Below are 20299 nucleotides of genomic sequence, written 5' to 3'. Positions count from 1 at the left end.
CTCATGCCGTTCTCCACCCTTCCGCCGCCGCTGGCCGCGGCGCTCACCGCGCGTGGCTATGCCGCCCCGACCCCGGTCCAGGCCGCCGTGCTCGAGCCCGACGCGATCGGCCGCGACCTGATCGTCTCGGCGCAGACCGGCTCGGGCAAGACCGTCGCGTTCGGCCTGGCCATGGCCGCGCAGCTGATCGAGGGCGGCCAGCTGCCCCAGCCGCGCACGCCCCTGGCGCTGATCATCGCGCCGACCCGCGAACTCGCGCTCCAGGTCAGCCGCGAGCTCGGCTGGCTCTATGCCGGGATGGGCGCGCGGATCGCCACGTGCGTCGGCGGGATGGACGCATCGAAGGAGCGCCGTGCGCTGGCCCAGGGCGCGCATGTCGCGGTGGGTACGCCGGGGCGGCTGCGCGACCATCTCGAGCGCGGGGCGCTCGACCTCTCGGCATTGCGCGTCGCGATCCTCGACGAGGCCGACGAGATGCTCGACATGGGATTTCGCGAGGATCTCGAGCAGATCCTCGACGGCACCCCGGCCGCACGCCGCACATTGCTGTTCTCCGCGACGATACCCAAGCCGATCGTCGCGCTGGCCCGCCGCTATCAGCGCGACGCGCTGCGCCTATCGACCGTCGGCGAGGATCGCGGGCATGGCGACATCAGCTATCGGGCGGTCGCGGTGTCACCGTCGGACATCGAGCATGTCGTGATCAACCTGTTGCGGCTGCACGAGGCGGAGACGGCGATGCTGTTCTGTGCGACGCGCGACAATGTCCGCCACCTCCATGCCAGCCTGGTCGATCGCGGGTTTGCCGCGGTCGCCCTGTCGGGCGAGCATTCGCAAGGCGAGCGCAACCATGCGCTCCAGGCGTTGCGCGATCGCCGCGCGCGCGTCTGCGTCGCGACCGATGTCGCCGCGCGCGGCATCGACCTTCCGACGCTGAGCCTGGTCGTGCATGTCGAGTTGCCGCGCGACGCCGAAACGTTGCAGCATCGCTCGGGACGCACCGGCCGCGCGGGCAAGAAGGGCGTAGCGGTGCTGATCGTCCCCTATCCGCGCCGCCGCCGGGTCGAGGCGATGCTGAAGGGCGCCCGGATCGCCGCCGAATGGATCGATGCACCGACCCCGGACGCGATCCGCGCCAATGATCGCGAGCGCCTGCTCGCCAAGCTGCTCCAGCCGGTCGAGGTCGACGACGACGACCGCGCGCTGGCGGAACGGCTGCTGGCCGAGAAGACGCCGATCGATATCGCCGCCGCCCTGGTCCATGCCCATCGCGCGGCAATGCCCCAGCCGGAGGATTTGCTGGACGCGAGCCCCGAGGCACGCCGCACCATGCCGACCGAGCGCCACCGGCCCGGCTTCGACGACATCATCTGGTTCCGCATGGACATCGGCCGCCGCCAGAATGCCGATCCGCGCTGGGTCCTGCCGCTGCTGTGCCGGCGCGGGCACATTACCAAGGACGAAATCGGCGCGATCCGCATCGGCCCCGACGAGACGCTGTTCCAGGTGCCGCGCGCGGTCGCGGACAGGTTCCAGGCGGCGGTGGCGCGTTCCGCCAATGCCGAGGGCGAGGACGAGAACGGGATCCGCATCGAGCCCGCGGAAAGCGGCCCCGGGCCCGGGAACGGGGCTGCGGCCGCTCCACGGCGCACCACGCTCCACCGCGCCGCGCCGGGCAACGGCCCGCCCCGCTCGCCGCGTCACCAGGCCAAGCCGTTCCGCAAGGCGCCGCGCGGGCGGTGACCGCGCCCTCGGCGAACGAGCCGCGCATCCTGGTCGATGCCGATGCCTGCCCGGTCAAGGACGAGGTCTACAAGGTCGCCTGGCGTCATGCGGTGCCGGTGACGATCGTCAGCAACAGCCATCTGCGCGTGCCCGTCCATCCGCTGGTATCGCGCCAGGTGGTGAGCGATGGCTTCGACGCCGCCGACGACTGGATCGCGGCCGCCGCCGACGCGTGCTGCGTCGTGATTACCGCCGACATCCTCCTTGCCGACAATTGCCTGAAATCCGGGGCGGCCGTGCTGTCGCCGACCGGCAAGCCATTCACCACCAGCTCGATCGGCGGCGCCGTTGCCACCCGCGCGATCATGGCCGACCTGCGCGCCGGCGGCGACCAGCTCGGCGGCCCCGCGCCATTTGCCAAGGCGGATCGCTCACGGTTCTTGCAGGCGCTGGACAGGGCGGTGGTGGCGCTGAAGCGACGGGGATGATCGCTGGTCCCGGCCGGATGATCGGGCCGCCGTCGCAGCTATGGCGTCGACGCCCGGTAAAGCCTATCGGGCCATGTATACGGGAAGCATACGCCCAGCTTCCTTCCGGAAAGAGAGACCAACGTGACGCTGACGGACATTCTTGTCCCGACCTATGTGCAGATGCTGAAAGCGTTGTCAGGTTGGCTTGGCAAGGCCCAGGCCCAATTGCCGGACGGCGCGGCGGAAGCACTTCTTTCCGCGCGTCTCGCCCCCGACATGTTTCCGCTGTCCACGCAGATCCGGTTTGCTTGCGTCCAGGCCCAGGAAGGCGTGTTCCGGCTGAAGGGAGAGGCTTTTCCCGCATCGATGGATGTTCTGCTTGACGAGGGGCGGAATGCAGGGGGGCATCCCGGATCAATCGCCGACGCGCAGGCCAGAATTGCAGAAACCATCTCGCTCGTCGAATCGGCTGCTGCGGAAGCGTTCGATGAAGACCCGGAAAGAGCGATCGCGCACAGCCTTCCCATGGGCATGGTCTTCGATCTCACGGCGGAACAATATGCTCGCGACTGGGCACTGCCTCAATTCTACTTCCACCTGATGATCGCTTACGCAATCTTGCGTGGCGGGGGAGTGGAACTCGGCAAGGCTGACTATGTTGCCCATATGTTTGCTTACTTGCGCCCGGGCACCATGCCTTCGAGCGGTCACAACCCGCGCTAAGTCCGTTGAAACTCGCAAAAGAGCGAGTTTCGATACGGTGCCGGCCCGCTCCCCCACCCGGCCTCCCACAGCGTATTCTGATTGGGAGGCCGGGTGGGGGAGCGGGCCGGTACCGCAAAACGCGCCCTCAGCGCGTTTTCAAACAGTCACTAAGCCGCCAGCCGCTCCAGCGCCTCGCTCATCTCCAGCCATGCCGCCTCGGTCGCGTCGATCTGTCCCGCGATTTCGGCGCGGCGTTTCATCAGGTCGGACATCGTCAGTTTCGCAAGCGCGGCGTCGGCGTTCGACGGATCGAACATCGCGCGGTCGACGGCGCTCTTCTGCTCGTTGAGTTTCGCCAACGCCCGTTCAGCCTCCTGCGCGCGCTTTCTCAAGACATTGCCCTTTTCGCGCGCTTCGGCGGCGGCGCGCCGCGCCTCCTTGCGGTCCGCCTTGCTGCCGCCCCTGGCCGCGACGTTATCGTCCTTGGTCAGGACGAACCTGATGTAATCGTCCAGGGTGCCGTCGAAATCCTTCGCGGTGCCGGCGTCGACCAGCACCAGGCGGTCGGCAGTCATCTCCAGCATGTGACGGTCGTGGCTGACGATCACCACCGCGCCGGAATAGGCGTTGAGCGCCTGGATCAATGCCTCGCGCGCGTCGACGTCGAGGTGGTTGGTCGGCTCGTCGAGGATCAGCATGTGCGGCGCATCGCGGGTGATCAGCGCCAGCGCCAGCCGCGCGCGCTCGCCACCCGACAATTTGCCGACCCTGGTCGTCGCCTTGTCGCCCGAAAAGCCGAAGCGCCCCAATTGCCCGCGTACCGCCGACTGGCTGGCGCCCTTCATCAGCAAGGTCATGTGCTGGAGCGGGGTCTCGTCGCGGTCGAGCTCCTCGACCTGATATTGCGTGAAATAGCCGACGCGCATCTTGCCCGATGCCGCCATCGCGCCGTCCATCGGCTTCAACTGCGCCGCGAGCAGCCGCGCCAGCGTCGTCTTGCCGTTGCCGTTGCGGCCCAGGAGCGCGATGCGGTCGTCGGGATCGAGCCTGAGGTTCAGCCGGCTGAGGATCGGCGTCGCGCCGTAGCCGACGCTCGCCAGGTCGAGCGTGATCAGCGGCGGGCGCAGTTCGTCGGGATCGGGGAAGTCGAAGGTCAGCGAGGGATCGTCGACCAGTTCGGCGATCGGCTGCATCCGCGCCAGCGCCTTCTGCCGGCTCTGCGCCTGCTTGGCGGTCGAGGCGCGCGCCGAGTTGCGCGCGATATACTCCTTGAGCTTCTCGCGCTCGGCCATCTGCCTGGCCTTGGCCGACGCCAGCTGCGCCTGGCGCTCGGCACGCTGGCGCTCAAACGAATCATAGCCGCCCGGATAGAGTGTCAGCTTGCCGCCCGACAGATGCAGGATGTGGTCGACGACGTTGTTGAGGAAGTCGCGTTCGTGGCTGACCAGCACTATCGTCGCCGGATAGGTGCGCAGGAAGTCCTCCAGCCACAGCACCGCCTCAAGGTCGAGGTGGTTGGACGGCTCGTCGAGCAGCAGCACGTCGGGCGCCGAGAACAGCAATGCCGCGAGCGCCACGCGCATCCGCCAGCCGCCCGAAAAGCCGTCGAGCGGGCGGTGCTGCGCGTCTTCGTCGAAACCAAGCCCGATCAGGATCCGCGCCGCGCGCGACGGCGCGGCATGCGCGTCGATCGCGTTCAGCCGCTCGTGCAGCTCGCCGAGCCGGTCGGGATCGTGGCTGTGCTCGGCCTCCGCCAGCAGTGCGGCACGCTCGATATCGGCGGCGAGCACGGTCTCGAACGGCGTCGCCTGCCCAGCGGGCGCCTCCTGCGCGATATAGCCGAGCCGGCTACCGCGCGGCATGTCGGCGCTGCCGGTATCGGGCTCCAGCATCCCGGCGATCACGCGCACCAGCGTCGTCTTGCCCGCGCCGTTGCGGCCGATCAGCCCGACACGGCTACGCGGCGGCAACTTCGCGGTCGCATTATCCAGGATCGTGCGCCCCCCCAGACGCACGGTGATGTCGGTCATGTTGAGCATGTGATGCGGCGCTTGGAGTCCGTGGGAACTTGCGGGAAGAGCGATCTTGGTGCGCCCTGAACGCTTTTTCAGACGACCTTTAGCATTGCGCCGGGCATTTCCCAAGGGGGCGACGCCACCGTACCGGCTCGCGATTTGCCGGCCTGCCCCGGCCGGCGGTTGCCCTTGTCGACGCTGCTCGCTACGTCCGCACGATGACGCACGCGCTGGTCGGGATCATCATGGGATCGCGGTCCGATTGGGACACGATGCGTCATGCCGCCGCCGCGCTCGACGACCTGGGCGTTGCGCAGGAAACGCGGGTGGTCAGCGCGCACCGCACGCCACAACGGCTGTACGACTATGCGGCGGGCGCCGCCGATCGCGGGCTGAAGGTAATCATCGCGGGCGCCGGGGGTGCCGCCCATTTGCCGGGGATGGCGGCGGCGCTGACCCATTTGCCCGTGCTGGGCGTGCCGATCGAGAGCAAGGCGCTGGCCGGCGTCGACAGCCTCTATTCGATTGTCCAGATGCCGGCCGGCGTGCCGGTGGGGACGCTGGCGATCGGCAAGCCCGGCGCGATCAACGCCGGCTTGCTCGCCGCCGCGATCCTGGCGATCGGCGACGACGCGCTGGCCGAGCGGCTGAAGGGGTGGCGCGCGGCGCAGACCGACGGCGTCGCCACCGTCCCGGCATGAAGACGCTGCCGCCCGGCGCGACGATCGGCATCCTGGGCGGCGGCCAGCTCGGGCGGATGCTCGCCTCGGCGGCGGCGGCACTGGGCTATCACACGCACATCCTTGCCCCCGATGCCGAGAGCGTCGCGGCGCAGACCGCGTCAAGCTTCACCCGCGCCGATTATCACAGCCGCATCGTCCTCGACGAGATGGCCGCGCGGTGCGACGTCGTCACCTATGAATTCGAGAATATCGCGATCGATCCGATCGACTATCTGGCGACGCGCGTGCCGGTCCACCCCGCCCCGGCCGCGCTGGCCATTGCGCAGGACCGGTCGGCGGAAAAGAGCTTTGTCGAGGCGCTGGGCGCACGCGCGGCGCCCTGGAGACGAGTCGAGACGCGCGCCGAACTCGACGCCGCGATCGCGGCGATCGGCACGCCGGCGATCCTGAAGACGCTGCGGCTGGGCTATGACGGCAAGGGCCAGATGCGGATCATGGCGGCCGATCAGGTCGGGGCGGCGTGGCACGCGATCGGCGAGCGCCCGGCGATTGTCGAACAACTAATCGATTTCAGCCATGAATTCTCGATCCTGCTGGTCCGCCGCGAGGATGGTGCGATGGTCAGCTACCCGCCGCCCTGGAACCGACATGTCGACGGCATCCTGGCGCGGTCGTCCCTGCCCGCGCCGATCGAGATCGCGCGGCATTGGGGTGAGGCCGCCGCGCTCGCCGGGCGGATCGCCGACATGCTGGGCTATGTCGGCGTGCTGGCGTGCGAATTTTTCGCTACCGAAGACGGCCCGATATTCAACGAAATGGCGCCCCGGGTCCACAATTCGGGACATTGGACAATCGAAGGCGCGGTGACCTCGCAATTCGAGAACCACGTACGCGCGATCTGCGGCCTGCCGCTGGGCGACACCGCGCCGACCGCACCGCAAGTCGAGATGGAGAATCTGGTCGGCGCCGCCGGCGATCGCTGGGCCGACATCCTCGCCGAACCCGGCGCGCACCTCCACCTCTATGGCAAGGGCGATGCCCGCCCCGGACGCAAGATGGGGCACGTGACACGGCTCGCCCGAAAGGACGAGATCAGCTGACCCGCGTGCCGGTCATCGGAAAGCTGCCCAGCACCCCGGCGGTCACCGTGCCGGTGATCGTGTCGACGTCGACCGTCGCCTCGCAGGACAAGGTCATCGGCATCGGGGTGGTCACCCGGATCGCCCATTTGATGATGTTGCCGTCGACCGAGCCGTCGGGGATGTCGACCGATCCCATTGCCCCCGACTGGCTACCGGTCCAGCCGCCGACCTTGCTCTTTACCGTCAGAACCGCCTTCTGGTCGCCCAACGGCGTCTTCGTGACCGTGTCATAGGTTCCGTCAATGCCCGGCATAGGTCCTCCGCGTCCGCCGGAAGGCGCGGCGGGCCCACAATTCCGTCGGTGGGAGGCCGGCGCTTGTCAAGCGAGCATCCCGTGGCCAATTTCTCGTGAGACTACCCTTGTGTTGTACAATTGCAACACTAGGTGATCGCGGAGGCTGACAGGACATCCAAATGAATCTCGAAAAGTTTACCGATCGCGCCAAGGGCTTCCTTCAATCGGCGCAGACCGTCGCGATCCGCATGAGCCATCAGCAGATTGCGCCCGAACATCTGTTGAAGGCGCTGCTGGAGGACGAGCAGGGCATGGCCGCGGGGCTGATCAAGGCGGCGGGGGGGGACGCCGGGCGCGCGACGACCGAGACCGACATGGCGCTGGCGAAAATCCCCGCGGTCAGCGGATCGGGCGCGCAGGCGACGCCGGGCCTGGGCAACGACACCGTGCGCGTGCTCGATCAGGCCGAGCAGATCGCGCAAAAGGCCGGCGACAGCTATGTCACGGTCGAGCGGTTGCTCGTTGCGCTCGCGCTCAGCCTGAACACCCCCGCCGGCCGGGCGCTCCAGGCGGCCGGCGCGACCGCGGACAAGATCAATGCCGCGATCAACCAGCTGCGCGGCGGCCGTACCGCCGATACCGCCGGCGCCGAGGACCGATATGACGCGCTCAAGAAGTTCGCGCGCGACCTGACCGAGGTGGCGCGCGCCGGCAAGCTGGACCCAGTGATCGGCCGCGACGAGGAAATCCGCCGCACCATCCAGATCCTCGCGCGCCGTACGAAGAACAATCCCGCGCTGATCGGCGAGCCCGGGGTGGGCAAGACCGCGATCGCCGAGGGTCTGGCGATCCGCATCGCCAATGGCGACGTGCCCGATACGCTGAAAGACCGGCGGCTGATGGCGCTCGACCTGGGCAGCCTGATCGCCGGCGCCAAATATCGCGGCGAGTTCGAGGAGCGGCTGAAAGGCGTGCTGGACGAAGTCAAGGCGGCGGACGGCGACATCATCCTGTTCATCGACGAGATGCATCAGCTGATCGGCGCGGGCAAGACCGACGGCGCGATGGACGCGTCCAATTTGCTCAAGCCGGCGCTGGCGCGTGGCGAGCTGCATTGCGTCGGGGCGACGACGCTCGACGAATATCGCAAATATGTCGAAAAGGACCCGGCGCTGCAGCGGCGTTTCCAGCCCGTATTCGTCGGCGAGCCCACCGTCGCGGACACGATCTCGATCCTGCGCGGACTCAAGGAAAAATACGAACTGCATCATAAAGTGCGGATCACCGACGCCTCGTTGGTTGCCGCGGCGACGCTGTCGAACCGCTACATCACCGATCGCTTCCTGCCGGACAAGGCGATCGACCTGATGGACGAGGCGGCATCTCGGATCCGCATGGAGGTCGAATCCAAGCCCGAAGAGATCGAGACTCTCGACCGCCGCATCATCCAGCTCAAGATCGAGCGCGAGGCGTTGAAGCGGGAGCCCGACGCGGCGTCGAAGGAAAGGCTGGCGACGCTGGAGAGCGATCTTGCCAATCTGGAGCAACGATCGGGCGAGCTGACGACGCGCTGGCACGCGGAAAAGGAAAAGATCGGCGCCGAGGCCAAGTTGAAGGAGCAGCTGGACACCGCGCGTATCGCGCTCGACCAGGCGCAGCGTTCGGGCGACCTCGCCAGGGCGGGCGAGCTGTCATACGGCACCATCCCGGCGCTCGAAAGACAGCTGGGCGATGCGGCGGGCGCGACCGCGGGCGCGATGCTGCGCGAGGAAGTGACCGCCGAGGATATTGCGGGCGTCGTCAGCCGCTGGACCGGCATTCCGGTCGACCGCATGCTGGAGGGCGAGCGCGCCAAATTGCTGCAGATGGAAGAGCAGCTCGGCAGGCGTGTGATCGGCCAGGCCGAGGCGGTACGCGCGGTGTCGACCGCGGTGCGCCGCGCCCGCGCCGGGTTGCAGGATCCCAACCGGCCGCTCGGCTCGTTCCTGTTCCTGGGGCCGACCGGCGTCGGCAAGACCGAGCTGACCAAGGCGCTCGCCGAGTTCCTGTTCGACGACGCGTCGGCAATGGTCCGGATCGACATGAGCGAGTTCATGGAGAAGCATTCAGTCGCGCGGCTGATCGGCGCGCCCCCGGGCTATGTCGGGTATGAGGAGGGCGGCGTTCTGACCGAGGCGGTGCGGCGGCGGCCGTATCAGGTCGTGTTGTTCGACGAGGTAGAGAAGGCACATGGCGACGTCTTCAACGTGCTGCTCCAGGTACTCGACGACGGGCGGCTGACCGACGGCCAGGGGCGCACGGTCGACTTCACCAACACGATCATCGTGCTGACCAGCAACCTCGGCTCGCAATTCCTGACGAGCCTGGCCGATGGCGAGGATGTCGCGGCGGTCGAGCCGCAGGTGATGGAGATCGTCCGCGAGCATTTCCGCCCGGAGTTCCTCAACCGGCTCGACGAGATCGTGCTGTTCCATCGCCTCGGCCAGAGCGAGATGGCGCCGATCGTCGACATCCAGGTGGCGCGCGTCGCGAAACTGCTGCGCGACCGCAAGATCGCGATCGACCTGACCTCCGCCGCGCGCGACTGGCTGGGCCGCGTCGGCTACGATCCGGTATATGGCGCCCGCCCGCTGAAACGCGCGGTGCAACGCCATCTGCAGGACCCGCTTGCCGACCTGATCCTGCGCGGCGACGTCCGCGACGGCCAGACGGTCGCGGTGGACGAGGGCGATGGGCAGCTGGAGCTAAGTGTCGGCTGACACGCAAGGTAAGGTCACAGGCAAACAAAAAGGGCGGCTCCGTAGGGAGCCGCCCCGATCTTGTCGTGCAGGCTTCTGACTAGAAGCCGAACTTCGCACCGGCCTTGAAGTAACGGCCATTGAACCCATTGCCGGCCTGGACAAGGTTGAAGCCGGTGATGCCATAGCTGGCGGCCGGATCGAACGGCGGCAGACGGTTCGCGATGTTGTTCACGTTCACGTAGAAAGTGAACTTGTCCGTGACGCGATAGGCCAGCTGGATGTCGTCGGTCAGGTACGACTTGGTGTGGCAAGTCGTGTAGCTCGTGTTGAGACCGCAATCCATGTACAAGGTACCAGCGTCAGTCGCCGACTTGTCGTAGCCGCTGACATAATTGACCGTGTTGCTGATCGTGAAACCGCCGAAATCGACCGTGGCCAGCCAGTTGCCACGCCACTTGGGCGTTCCCGAACCCGCCGTCGGCGACTGCGGCCCCAGCGTACCGTCGAAACGCTGCTCGACCCCGTTCACCGTCGTCGAGAGGAGGAGGATGTAGCTGGCCTCGAGCGACGTGTTAAGCTTGACGCCCGAGGTGATATTGAAGTCCGCATTGACCGCGAAGTCGATGCCTTCAGACCTGATCGAGTCCGCGTTGATGTACGGCGCCTGGACGAAGGCGACACGCGGCTTGGCCAGCGGGTTGTTGGGATCGGGCGAATCGGGAACGACGTTGATCCCGGCCGGAATGGCGGCTCCCGCATAATAGGCGGCCGCCGCGGCCGCCAGATCCGGGCTCGCAATCGCACCGGTCTTCTTGATGTTGTAATAGTCGACGGTGAACGAGACATTCCGGATCGGCTCGACCAGGATACCCGCCGTGAAGCTGCGCGACTTTTCCGGCTTGAGGTTCGGGCTCGCCAGCGTGGTCTGACCATAGCTGCTGGTTGCGTTGATATAAGCCGGGCACGCAGTGGAATAGGTAGCCTTGGTGCAGCCATACTGTGCCAGGTACGCATCGGTGAATAGCGCGGCGTTGTTGTTGACATAGCCCGTGGTCGGCAGGGCGTTGGACTCGCCGAACGACGGAATGCGGAAGCCGCGCGAATAGGTACCGCGCAGGGTCAGCTGACGGAACGGCTTGAAGACGATGCCCGCCTTCGGCGAGAAGGCGTCCTGACCGCTGGAATATTTGTCGTAGCGGCCGGACAGATTGACGGTCAACGCCGTGACGATCGGTGCATTCAACTCGCCGAAGGCCGAGAAGATGAACCGATGACCCTTGGTGCCGAACGCGTTGAGCGTGAAGTAGCGCTGCGTCGGGCCGTTGAAGTCATCGTTCGCCGACGGTGAGTCGACCGCTTCGTACCGCTCCGACAAGCCGACCGCCAGCTCCAGCGGACCACCCGGCAGATCGACCAGTCGACCGCGCAACGAGCCCTGGAGCTGATACTGGTCCGACGTATCGTTGTTGATCTTCGTTGGCGTCAGATAATTCCGCACAGCGGCGGTCGTCGCCGACGGATTGATGAAGTTATAGGTGCCGTCGTTGATCACGTCCAGCAGGTGCTGGATGTAGACATAGCCGGTATAGGTCTGGCGCAGATCGATGTGCATCAGCGTACCGCTGACGTCAAAGGCGATGCGATCGGTGATATCCCCGCTGACCCCGAATGCGGCCCGGTAGGACCGCGACCGGGTCGAATTGGTCGGGATCGTGCCGAAGCTGTTGTCGGTACCGATCAGCAACGCGACGTTACCGGCGGCGGCAAACGGGTTGTTCGGGTTAAATCGGCGATCAGCGGCCGTGGCGCAATTAACGCGGGCGGCGCAGACGAAGACCGGCAGGTACAGGTTGAACGAACCCGGCGCACGGAGCGCGGAATTCGTCGACGTGTCGAACTGAGGATAGTTGATGCCGGTCGGCGCAGCACCACGGAAAGTGGCCGGCGCACGCGCGGTGAAGAAGGTGTTCGACTGGGTGAAGTTGAACTCGCCATATGCCTCGATCGAATCGGTCACCTTCGCGGTCACCCGAGCCGACAAGCCGAACCGATCGATCGGAGACGTGATGTTGCCGTAAAGGTTGCGACGATCGAACTGGCAGACCGTGCGCGGCGCGGTGGCAGCCGCGGCGAACTGAGCGTCGGTCAACGTATAGGGCGTGCCGATGCCGCAGTCGCTGTTCAAATTCTGGTAACGGGTGCCGGCGACCGCGACCGGGGTGGTCGCGTTGGTCAGCGTTGCCGGACGGACCTCGAAATTGCCGCCGGTGCTCAGCGCAAAAGTACCGGCCGGGGTAACGCCGTTGATCACACCGTTGGGGCCGCCAAGCGCACGATAATCGGCGGTGTTGAACGGGAACGCCCGGGCAGAGGCCCTGATGCCTTCCTGCTTGATGTAATAGCCGCTGATGTAGGCGTTATAGCCTTGCTCATCGAGGTCGCCGACGCCGGCGGTCAGCGACAGCCGATATTGCTGGCCGTCGCCATATTGCGACACGCCGCTTTCGGCGCGGCCCATGACGCCCTTCACCTGGCGCTTGGTGATGATGTTGACCACGCCCGCAATCGCGTCGGCGCCGTAGCTCGCGGACGCGCCGTCGCGCAGCACCTCGACCCGATCGACGATATCGTCGGGGATGTTGTTCAGGTCGACGAAGTTGCGCGTACCGTCATCGGCCAACGGATAATAAGCGGCGCGAAGACCATCGAACAGCACGAGCGTCGAGTTGGTCGATAGACCGCGCAGCGAGATCGCCGAAGCGCCGCTCGCGAATGCGCCGTTGGCGGTGAAGTTGTTGGTCAGCGCAGGACCGTTGTTGGACGCAAGTGCCTGAAGGCCGTCCTGAATGGTCGAGATGCCGCGGCGGTCGAGCTCGTCGGTCGAGACCGTCGTAACGGGCGACGGGGTCGCCTCCCTCGACTTGAACAGCGTGCCGGTGACGACGATGTCGCCGCCCTGATCCTGCGCCGTGGGATCCTCTGTCGAGGCGGCCTTCGTGTCGCCCTGCGCGCCGGTGGGCGCCGGCACCGGCGTCGGCTGCAGGTCCTGCGCGAAGGCAGGCGTGGCGAAAGCGAGCACCAGCGGCGTTGCGGTGGCGAGCAGGAGGGCCTTCTGCGCGAATCGGGTGGAGTTGGTCACCAATGTGTATCCCTTCTTGGCCTGCCGCTGTCTGATCGACGCGTCCACAGGAGCGTTGCCGCACCTCGTTCATGGAGCGCGAACGAGCTGCCCCGGAGGTATGAGCGGGATGGATGGCGGAGGCCCCGGAGACTGTAAAGCTGGTATTCATGTTTGGCCCAAGGATTTCGGGCCCTGTATCCCAAATGACACATATACGTTATTGTTGCGCAACAATCGCCACTTAGACTAGTTTGTCGCAGCTCAGAAGGCAGTCATACGCCATGGTCCGCGTCATCGCGCGGCCGGCATCGCGCCCGCGACCAGCAACGGATCAACCTTTGCGTTGCGCCATCTGAGGCCCCAGTGAAGGTGCGGTCCGGTCACGCGGCCGGTTGCCCCGGAATAGGCGATCACCTCGCCGCGGGTCACCCCCGCGCCCACCGTCACGACGATCCGCGACAGGTGCATGAACGCGCTGCCCAGCCCCATGCCGTGGTCGATCATCAGCAGGTTTCCCTCCAGCAGGAACGGACGGTCGGAGGCCAGCACGACGACACCGTCTGCGGGCGCCCGCACCGGGGTGCCGGTCGGCACCGCGATGTCGATCCCGGAATGATAGGATCCCGCCTCGTCGTTGCGATAGATGCGCTGAGCCCCGAACAGCGTCGATATCCGTCCTGTGGCGGGCCACAGCAACGGCTGGCGCCACCCGGCGGCGTCGGTCGCGATGCGGCGCGCGGCGGCGATCGCGGCGAGCTCGGCGGGGCGCAGGCGTTCGAACTGCGGCAACGGTACGGGGTATTTGGGCAGGCTGCCCAGCCGCGAGATGTTCCAGGCGCGCGGCGCCACGGCCAGCGCGCGCGTGATCCGCCGGCCGCCGTCCAGTACCGCCGTCAGTTGCGCCGAAGGCGCCGCATCGCGGTCGAACCCGATCAGGAAGCGGCCGTCGCCGGCGATCGGGACCGCCGCGCCGTCCAGGGTCAGCGCGACGGCGCCGGCGGGCGCGGTGCCGATCACGATGCCGCCCTGAATCAGGCTGCCGGCCAGGACGAAGTCGGCGGGGCGCGGCGGCATCGACGGGGTTGGTGCAGGGCCTGGCTCGGGCGCGGCGGCCGGCCCTGCCGGCGGCGACGGCGCGACGCAGCTGCCCAGGATCACCAGCGCCACCCCCCCGCCAAGCCAGCGGCGCAACCGGTTCATGCCCGCCGCTCGGCCTCGAGCGCTTCGGCCGCGCCAGCATAGGGCTCCTGCCGCGCGACGCTCCAATAACGCAGCTCGTCGATCGGGATCTGCACGCCCGATACCGCGCAGGAGACATGCCCGCCCGGGGACAGCACGCGAAAGCCATTGGCCATGTAGCGCAGGCGCGCCGGGCGGTCGGTAGTGGACATCAGCATGGTCGCGCCCCTGCGGATCGTACCGCCCGCCTGTCCGGGTCGGTCAGAACAGCGTCGGCTGTTCCGTCTTGGTGCGACCATAGGATTTGCCGCCGGCTTGCTCAACCCGCGCGTCGACCTGGCCGTCCCCGAAATGGAGCACCAGCGCCCCGGCACGGCGCGCGGCATCGGCCGACGTCAGCACCCCGCCGCCCGGCCGCGCGCCGACCCAGGCATAGCCGCGATCGAGGACATGGCCGGGATTGAGCGCCTCGACCAATTGCCATTGCGCCGCCAGCCGGTCGCGCGCCGCGCGCAGCCGCTGGTCGAGCATCGCCGGGCGCAGGCCGCCAGCAGTCAGGTCGAGCCCGGCGCGCGCGCGCGCGATCCGCCGTTCCAGCCCGCGATCCAGCCGCTGGCCTGCATCGTCGGCGCGCTGGCGCTGCGGCCCGAGCAGCGCGTCGTGCCGCGGCAGCATTCGGGCGAGCGCAGCGGTGCGCTCGCGCCCGCGCTCGACATGGCGGCGCGCGCAGCGCTCGCTACGCTGGCCCAGCGCGGCGACACCCAGGCGCAGGTCGGCCAGCACCGGCACCGCCAGCTCGGCGGCGGCGGTCGGGGTCGGCGCGCGAAGGTCGGCAGCATGGTCGCTCAGCGTCGTGTCGGTCTCATGCCCCACCGCCGAGATCAGCGGGATCGAGCAGGCGGCGATCGCGCGCACGACGCGCTCGTCATTGAACGACCACAGATCCTCGATCGAGCCGCCGCCGCGCGCGACGATCACCAGATCGGGACGCGGCACCGGGCCGTCGGCGGCAAGCGCGTCGAACCCGCCGACCGCCGCGGCGATCTCCGCGGCCGATCCCTCGCCCTGGACCTTGACCGGCCAGACGATGACCCGGGTCGGGCAGCGATCGGCGAGGCGGTGGAGGATATCGCGGATCACCGCGCCGGTCGGCGACGTCACCACGCCGATCACGCGCGGCAGGAACGGCAGCGGTTTCTTGCGCGCGGCGTCGAACAGCCCCTCTGCGCCCAATTGCGCCTTCAGCCGTTCGAGCAGCGCCATCAGCGCGCCTTCGCCGGCCAGTTCCAGGCGGTCGATGACGATCTGGTATTTCGATCGTCCCGGATAGGTCGTGAGGCGCCCGGTCGCGATCACCTCGATCCCGTCCTGTGGCGCAAACGGGAGGGCGGCCGCCTGCCCCTTCCACATCACCGCGTCGATCACCGCCTGGTCGTCCTTCAGGCAGAGATAGGCGTGGCCCGACGCGGCGCGCTTGTACCCCGAAATCTCGCCGCGCAGCCGGACATGGCCGAATTCGCCCTCGACCATGCGCTTCAGCCGGTTCGACAACGCCCCCACGGTTTCCGCCGGGGCATTGTTCCCGGGCACGGGAACGGCAATAAGGTTCCCGGGCGCGGGAACGGCAATAAGCCGGTCGTCGATCATCGGCTGGACTCCGTGCTACGCTCGATTGTAGCTCTAGGTGTCGTAACAGTTCGGGGGAAGTGGTGGCAGACAACGAATCGAGAAACGCGCCGGCACCGCCGCCGGTCAAGAAGGACCATACGGTGCTGGCCGTCACGATCAGCGGCATCGCGACCGTCGCGGCTGCCGTCAGCGCGGCGTATGTCCAGGGATCGATGAACAATGCCGGCAAGCAGCCGGTCGCCCCGCCGGCGGCGGCATCGACCACGCCGTTCAGCTTTCCGACGTCGATGGCGGGCACCGCGAGCGACGACGGCAAGGGCAGCGCCGGCGTCCCCGCCGCCCCGCCGCCGGCCGATGCCGGGTCCGTCGGGCTGCACCAGATCAACATCAAGAACAGCTGCGACAAGCCCTATACCATCATGTTCTATTACCACACCGCCGCGGGCTGGACCGCCGAGGACGGCGCGATGTGGGAATATACCGGGGGCGAAAACGACTATCCGGGGCGCGACAACAAGCACCTGATGACCGACAGCAAGGAGATATATTTCTACGCCAAGCTGAAGGACGGCACCGGCGAATGGAGCGGCGACCGCGCGGTCAGGGTTGGCGACCAGACGGTCAGCTTCAAGAAGGCGGCGGTCGACGAGATGGCCAATGGCGACTATCAATTGGAGATCACCTGCTCCGACCCCGCCGCGACCGACGATACGGCGGGATCGAAGACGCCGGCGGCGGCCGACGGCAAGCCGTTGATCGGTCATTGAGCAACACGATGACGGTCAGCGCGACGATGGTTGGCGCGACGATGGTTGGCGCGACGATGGTTGGCGCGACGATGGTTGGCGCGATGATGGTTGGCGCGCGGCCGGCCCTCGGCTGAGCCGGCATGATCGACATCCTGCTGATCGGATCGGGCGGTCGCGAACATGCGCTCGCCTGGAAGCTGGCGCGATCGCCGCTGCTCGGCCGGCTATATGCCGCGCCGGGCAATCCGGGCATCGCCGGCCATGCCGAACCGGTCGCGCTCGACATCGCCGATCATGGCGCGGTCGTGCGTTTCTGTCGTGATGCGGGCATCGGGCTGGTCGTGGTCGGGCCGGAGGCGCCCTTGGTCGCGGGCCTGGCCGACGCGCTGATCGCCACCGGCATTCCGGTTTTCGGGCCGACCGCCGCCGCCGCCCGGCTGGAGGGATCGAAGGCGTTCACCAAGGCGCTGTGCGACCGCGCCGGCATCCCCACCGCCGGCTATCGCGCGGTCGCCACGCCGGCCGCCGCGCGCGACGCACTGGCGGCGTTCGGCGCGCCGGTGGTGGTCAAAGCGGACGGCCTGGCCGCGGGCAAGGGCGTGACGGTGGCGATGACGATGGCCGAGGCCCAGGCGGCGGTCGACATGCTGTTCGGGCATGCGGGCGCGAGCGCGGTGATCGAGGAGTTCCTCGAGGGCGAGGAAGTCAGCCTGTTCGTCCTGACCGACGGCGCCACGATCCTCCCCTTCGGGTCGGCGCAGGACCACAAGCGCGTCGGCGACGGCGACACCGGCGCCAATACCGGCGGCATGGGCGCGTACAGTCCCGCGCGCGTGCTGACCCCCGAGTTGGAGGCGCGCGCGCTCGCCGAGATCATCGCGCCGACCGTGGCGACGATGGCGGCCGAAGGCATGCCCTATGCCGGGGTGCTCTATGCCGGGCTGATGCTGACCGCCCAGGGGCCCAAGCTGATCGAGTATAATGCCCGGTTCGGCGATCCCGAATGCCAGGTGCTGATGGCGCGGCTGGACAGCGACCTGGTGCCGCCGATGCTGGCGGTCGCCCGAGGCCGGCTGGCCGAGGTGCCGCCGCCGGTCTTCGCCGACGACGCGGCGCTGACAGTGGTGATGGCCGCGCGCGGCTATCCCGGCGCGGTCGAAAGCGGCGGGTCGATCGCGGGCATCGCGGCGGCGGAAGCGACGGGCGCGATCGTCTTCCAGGCCGGCACGCGCACCGAGGGCGACGCGCTCGTCGCCGCCGGCGGCCGCGTCCTCGCGATCACCGCGACGGGCGCCAGCGTCGGCGAAGCGCAGGCCGCCGCGTATCGCGCGGTCGCCGCGATCGACTTCCCCGCCGGCTTCTGCCGCCGCGACATCGGCGCGCGAGAGGTCGTCAGGGAGTCGCAAATCGCCGGTTCATCCTGCGGTCAGGACCGCGGCGCAAATATCTGACCGCCCGGAAAACTGTCCGGGCATCGGGACGAGGGGAATGATCGTGCAGTCGAGACCCGCCTTGGCCGTCGGCCTTACCGCGATGCTGCTGACCTCCGCTGCGCCCGTGCCCGCACCGGCCGGGCAGCGCGCCGCACCGCCGCCGCGTGGCGTTCGGTCGCCCGTTCGCTGCACCCCGTCGGTCGCCGATATGCCGATAGCACCGATGCCGACGGGCGGCGTCCGGGGCAGCGCGGCGCCCCAGCCGATCCCCTTCCCTGCCCCACCGCCCGCCTCCCCTCCGCCGCCGGCCCCCTATGCGGTCGCGCCGGGCGCGGCGGACGTGATCGTCACGGCGCAGCGGCGCGCCGGCGGAAGCTACGTCGCCAAGGCGCGCGCGCCCTACGGCAGCCGGGAGAATACCGAGCGCTATGACGGCAGGGCGGTCGCCTCGGTCCTGGCGGTCGCCGACCAGCCGGTCTCGACCTTTTCGGTCGATGTCGACACCGGCGCCTATGCCAATGTCCGCCGCTTCCTCAACGATGGCGAATTGCCCCCCGCGGAGGCGGTGCGCACCGAGGAACTGATCAACTATTTCCGCTATGACTACCCCCGTCCGCAGGATCGCGCCCAGCCGTTCAGCGTCACCACCGACGTCGCGCGCACGCCGTGGAATCCGGCGACGCGGCTGATCCGCATCGGCCTGCGCGGCTATGACGTGGCCGGCGCCGAGCGGCCGCCGGCCAATCTGGTCTTCCTGGTCGACGTGTCGGGATCGATGGACGAACCCGCCAAGCTGCCGCTGGTCAAGGCCGCGCTGGAGATGCTGGCGGACCAGTTGCGCCCGCAGGACAAGGTCTCGATCGTGGTCTATGCCGGGGCCGCCGGCATCGTGCTGGATCCGACCAGCAACAAGGCCGACGTCCGCACCGCGCTCGATTGCCTCGGCGCGGGCGGATCGACCGCCGGGGGCGAGGGACTGAAGCTCGCTTATGATGTCGCCCGCGCCAATTTCATCAAGGACGGCGTAAACCGCATCTTTCTGGCGACCGACGGCGACTTCAACGTCGGGGTCAGCGACACCAAGGCGCTGGAGGCGATGGTCAAGGCGCAGCGCGAGGGCGGCGTCACGCTGACCACGCTCGGCTTCGGCGCGGGCAATTACAACGAGGCGATGATGGAGCGCATCGCCGATGTCGGCAACGGCAATTACGCGTATATCGACAGCGCGATGGAGGCGCGCAAGGTACTCGACGAGGAGCTGTCGGCAACGATGGTGACGATCGCCAGCGACGTGAAGGTCCAGGTCGAGTTCAACCCTGCGGCGGTCAGCCAGTATCGCCTGATCGGATACGAGAACCGCGCGCTGGCGGAGGAGGATTTCGCCAACGACACGGTCGACGCCGGCGATATCGGCGCGGGCCACCAGGTGACCGCGCTGTACGAGGTGGTGCCCGCGGGCGGCGCCGGCTGGCTGCCGTCCCGGCGTTACCCGGGCAATGCGCGGGCACCCGGCAGGGCGGCGGGCACAAGCGAGGCATGTTTCGTCAAGCTGCGCTACAAGCTGCCGGGCGAACGCGCCTCGCGGCTGATCAGCCGACCGGTGGCGGGCAACCTGCTGGCGGGCGCGGGCGCGCCGCAAGGCGACATGGCGTTCGTCGCGGCGGTTGCGGCGTTCGGCCAGAAGCTGCGCGGCGACAAATATCTGGACGCCTATTCCTATGCCGATGCCCGCGCGCTGGCCGGATCGCCCCAGGGCTATTGGCGGCAGGAATTCGTCAAGCTGACCGAACTGGCCCAGCGCCAGCGACCGTCGGAATAGACTGAGGGACGGGCTGGCGCTTGGCTGGTCGCCTGCCTAGGGTACGGATCAACAAGTTGCGTTAATCCTCATCCTTTTCGGAAAACCAGATACTTATGGGTATGCAGCCTTCTCCCCTGCCGCCGACTGCCGCGGCCGCCGCGTACATGCCGCTGACCATCGCGCAACTGGTGCTGATCGCGATTGGAGTCGGCGTGGTTATCATCGCCATCTGGTGGGGCATGCGGCTGGCCGCCAGGCGCCGCGCCGCCGAACAGGCGAACGAGGATCGCGTTAACACGGGCGACAGCCTGCCCGCGCCGGAGATTGTCGCCACACCCTCCGGCGACGGGCCCTTGTCCGGCAACGCGCCGGCGCCCGCTTCCTCTCCTCCGCCGGCAACCGGCAGCGAGTTCCCGCTGACGACGATCAAGGGGCTGGGCCCGAAGATCGCCGACCAGTTGACCGCAATGGGCATCACCTGCGTCGGCGAGATCGCCGCTTTGTCCCTCGCCGAGGCCGAGGCGCTCGATGCCCGGCTGGGGACGTTCAGCGGACGCATCGCGCGCGACAGGTTCGTTGCCCAGGCCAAGCTGCTCGCGGCCGGCGACCGCGCCGGTTATGAGGCGGCGTTCGGCAAGCTGGGGCAAGGGGAAACGGACAGATGACCAACC

The 20299-nt window shown here is 68.0% G+C and carries 16 protein-coding genes; 10 read left to right on the top strand and 6 right to left on the bottom strand.

The features are described 5' to 3' along the window. The first annotated feature begins 3 nt into the window (after positions 1-3). The 3 genes from ACFE7K_RS05825 to ACFE7K_RS05815 all read left to right on the top strand — a co-directional run bounded on the left by ACFE7K_RS05825 (position 4) and on the right by ACFE7K_RS05815 (position 2918). Entirely contained in the window at positions 4-1743 is a 1740-nt protein-coding gene (locus ACFE7K_RS05825; protein WP_375397231.1) for a DEAD/DEAH box helicase, read from the top strand. Beyond that, a complete protein-coding gene (locus ACFE7K_RS05820; RefSeq protein WP_375397230.1) occupies positions 1740-2213 on the top strand; it encodes a YaiI/YqxD family protein in 474 nt (157 codons plus the stop codon). The genes ACFE7K_RS05825 and ACFE7K_RS05820 overlap by 4 nt, the downstream gene beginning before the upstream one ends. Positions 2214-2336: 123 nt before the next feature. Then, on the top strand, positions 2337-2918 hold the full coding sequence (locus ACFE7K_RS05815) for a DUF1993 family protein (protein WP_375397229.1): 582 nt from the start codon (positions 2337-2339) through the stop codon (positions 2916-2918). A 149-nt stretch (positions 2919-3067) separates the two neighbouring features. Here the strand turns inward: ACFE7K_RS05815 and ACFE7K_RS05810 are convergent, their stop codons facing one another. After that, positions 3068-4939 (bottom strand): ABC-F family ATP-binding cassette domain-containing protein, encoded by a 1872-nt coding sequence (locus tag ACFE7K_RS05810; protein ID WP_375397228.1) that lies wholly within the window; start codon positions 4937-4939, stop codon positions 3068-3070. 194 nt (positions 4940-5133) lie between these two features. Between ACFE7K_RS05810 and purE the strand changes: the two genes are divergently transcribed. Both purE and ACFE7K_RS05800 read left to right on the top strand, forming a co-directional pair. Continuing rightward, on the top strand, positions 5134-5616 hold the full coding sequence (gene purE / locus ACFE7K_RS05805; protein WP_375397227.1) for a 5-(carboxyamino)imidazole ribonucleotide mutase: 483 nt from the start codon (positions 5134-5136) through the stop codon (positions 5614-5616). Continuing rightward, positions 5613-6698, top strand: a complete 1086-nt coding sequence (locus ACFE7K_RS05800; protein ID WP_375397226.1) for a 5-(carboxyamino)imidazole ribonucleotide synthase — start codon at positions 5613-5615, stop codon at positions 6696-6698. Before purE ends, ACFE7K_RS05800 begins: the two co-directional genes overlap by 4 nt. On the opposite strand, the gene ACFE7K_RS05795 is transcribed toward ACFE7K_RS05800, so the two are convergent. Continuing rightward, positions 6691-6993: a hypothetical protein gene (locus tag ACFE7K_RS05795; protein ID WP_375397225.1), complete on the bottom strand. Its 303-nt coding sequence runs from the start codon at positions 6991-6993 to the stop codon at positions 6691-6693. The genes ACFE7K_RS05800 and ACFE7K_RS05795 overlap by 8 nt on opposite strands. A 161-nt stretch (positions 6994-7154) precedes the next feature. On the opposite strand from ACFE7K_RS05795, the gene clpB reads away from it, so the two are divergent. Beyond that, positions 7155-9734 (top strand): ATP-dependent chaperone ClpB, encoded by a 2580-nt coding sequence (gene clpB, locus ACFE7K_RS05790; RefSeq protein ID WP_375397224.1) that lies wholly within the window; start codon positions 7155-7157, stop codon positions 9732-9734. A gap of 79 nt (positions 9735-9813) precedes the next feature. On the opposite strand, the gene ACFE7K_RS05785 is transcribed toward clpB, so the two are convergent. From ACFE7K_RS05785 to xseA, 4 genes are all read right to left on the bottom strand, one after another. Continuing rightward, on the bottom strand, positions 9814-12855 hold the full coding sequence (locus ACFE7K_RS05785; protein ID WP_375397223.1) for a TonB-dependent receptor plug domain-containing protein: 3042 nt from the start codon (positions 12853-12855) through the stop codon (positions 9814-9816). Between the two features lie 273 nt (positions 12856-13128). Further along, a complete protein-coding gene (locus tag ACFE7K_RS05780) occupies positions 13129-14037 on the bottom strand; it encodes a M23 family metallopeptidase (protein ID WP_375397222.1) in 909 nt (302 codons plus the stop codon). After that, positions 14034-14234 carry a DUF2093 domain-containing protein gene (locus ACFE7K_RS05775; RefSeq protein WP_375397221.1) on the bottom strand — a complete coding sequence of 67 codons (201 nt, stop codon included), beginning with the start codon at positions 14232-14234 and terminating at the stop codon, positions 14034-14036. Before ACFE7K_RS05775 ends, ACFE7K_RS05780 begins: the two co-directional genes overlap by 4 nt. 43 nt (positions 14235-14277) lie before the next feature. Next, entirely contained in the window at positions 14278-15663 is a 1386-nt protein-coding gene (gene xseA, locus ACFE7K_RS05770; protein WP_375397220.1) for an exodeoxyribonuclease VII large subunit, read from the bottom strand. Between the two features lie 62 nt (positions 15664-15725). Between xseA and ACFE7K_RS05765 the strand changes: the two genes are divergently transcribed. From ACFE7K_RS05765 to ACFE7K_RS05750, 4 genes are all read left to right on the top strand, one after another. Further along, positions 15726-16412 (top strand): hypothetical protein, encoded by a 687-nt coding sequence (locus tag ACFE7K_RS05765; RefSeq protein ID WP_375397219.1) that lies wholly within the window; start codon positions 15726-15728, stop codon positions 16410-16412. Positions 16413-16537: 125 nt separating this feature from the next. Next, the gene (gene purD, locus ACFE7K_RS05760; protein ID WP_375397286.1) at positions 16538-17845 is read left to right on the top strand and encodes a phosphoribosylamine--glycine ligase; all 1308 of its coding nucleotides are present in this window, start codon (positions 16538-16540) and stop codon (positions 17843-17845) included. A gap of 43 nt (positions 17846-17888) precedes the next feature. Continuing rightward, positions 17889-19646: a von Willebrand factor type A domain-containing protein gene (locus ACFE7K_RS05755; protein ID WP_375397218.1), complete on the top strand. Its 1758-nt coding sequence runs from the start codon at positions 17889-17891 to the stop codon at positions 19644-19646. 101 nt (positions 19647-19747) lie between these two features. Beyond that, a complete protein-coding gene (locus tag ACFE7K_RS05750; protein WP_375397217.1) occupies positions 19748-20293 on the top strand; it encodes a hypothetical protein in 546 nt (181 codons plus the stop codon). Positions 20294-20299 lie beyond the last annotated feature (6 nt).

This window comes from uncultured Sphingomonas sp. (assembly GCF_964244265.1).
Taxonomy (GTDB): Bacteria; Pseudomonadota; Alphaproteobacteria; order Sphingomonadales; family Sphingomonadaceae; genus Sphingomonas.
This window is presented reverse-complemented; position numbering and strand designations above follow the sequence as displayed.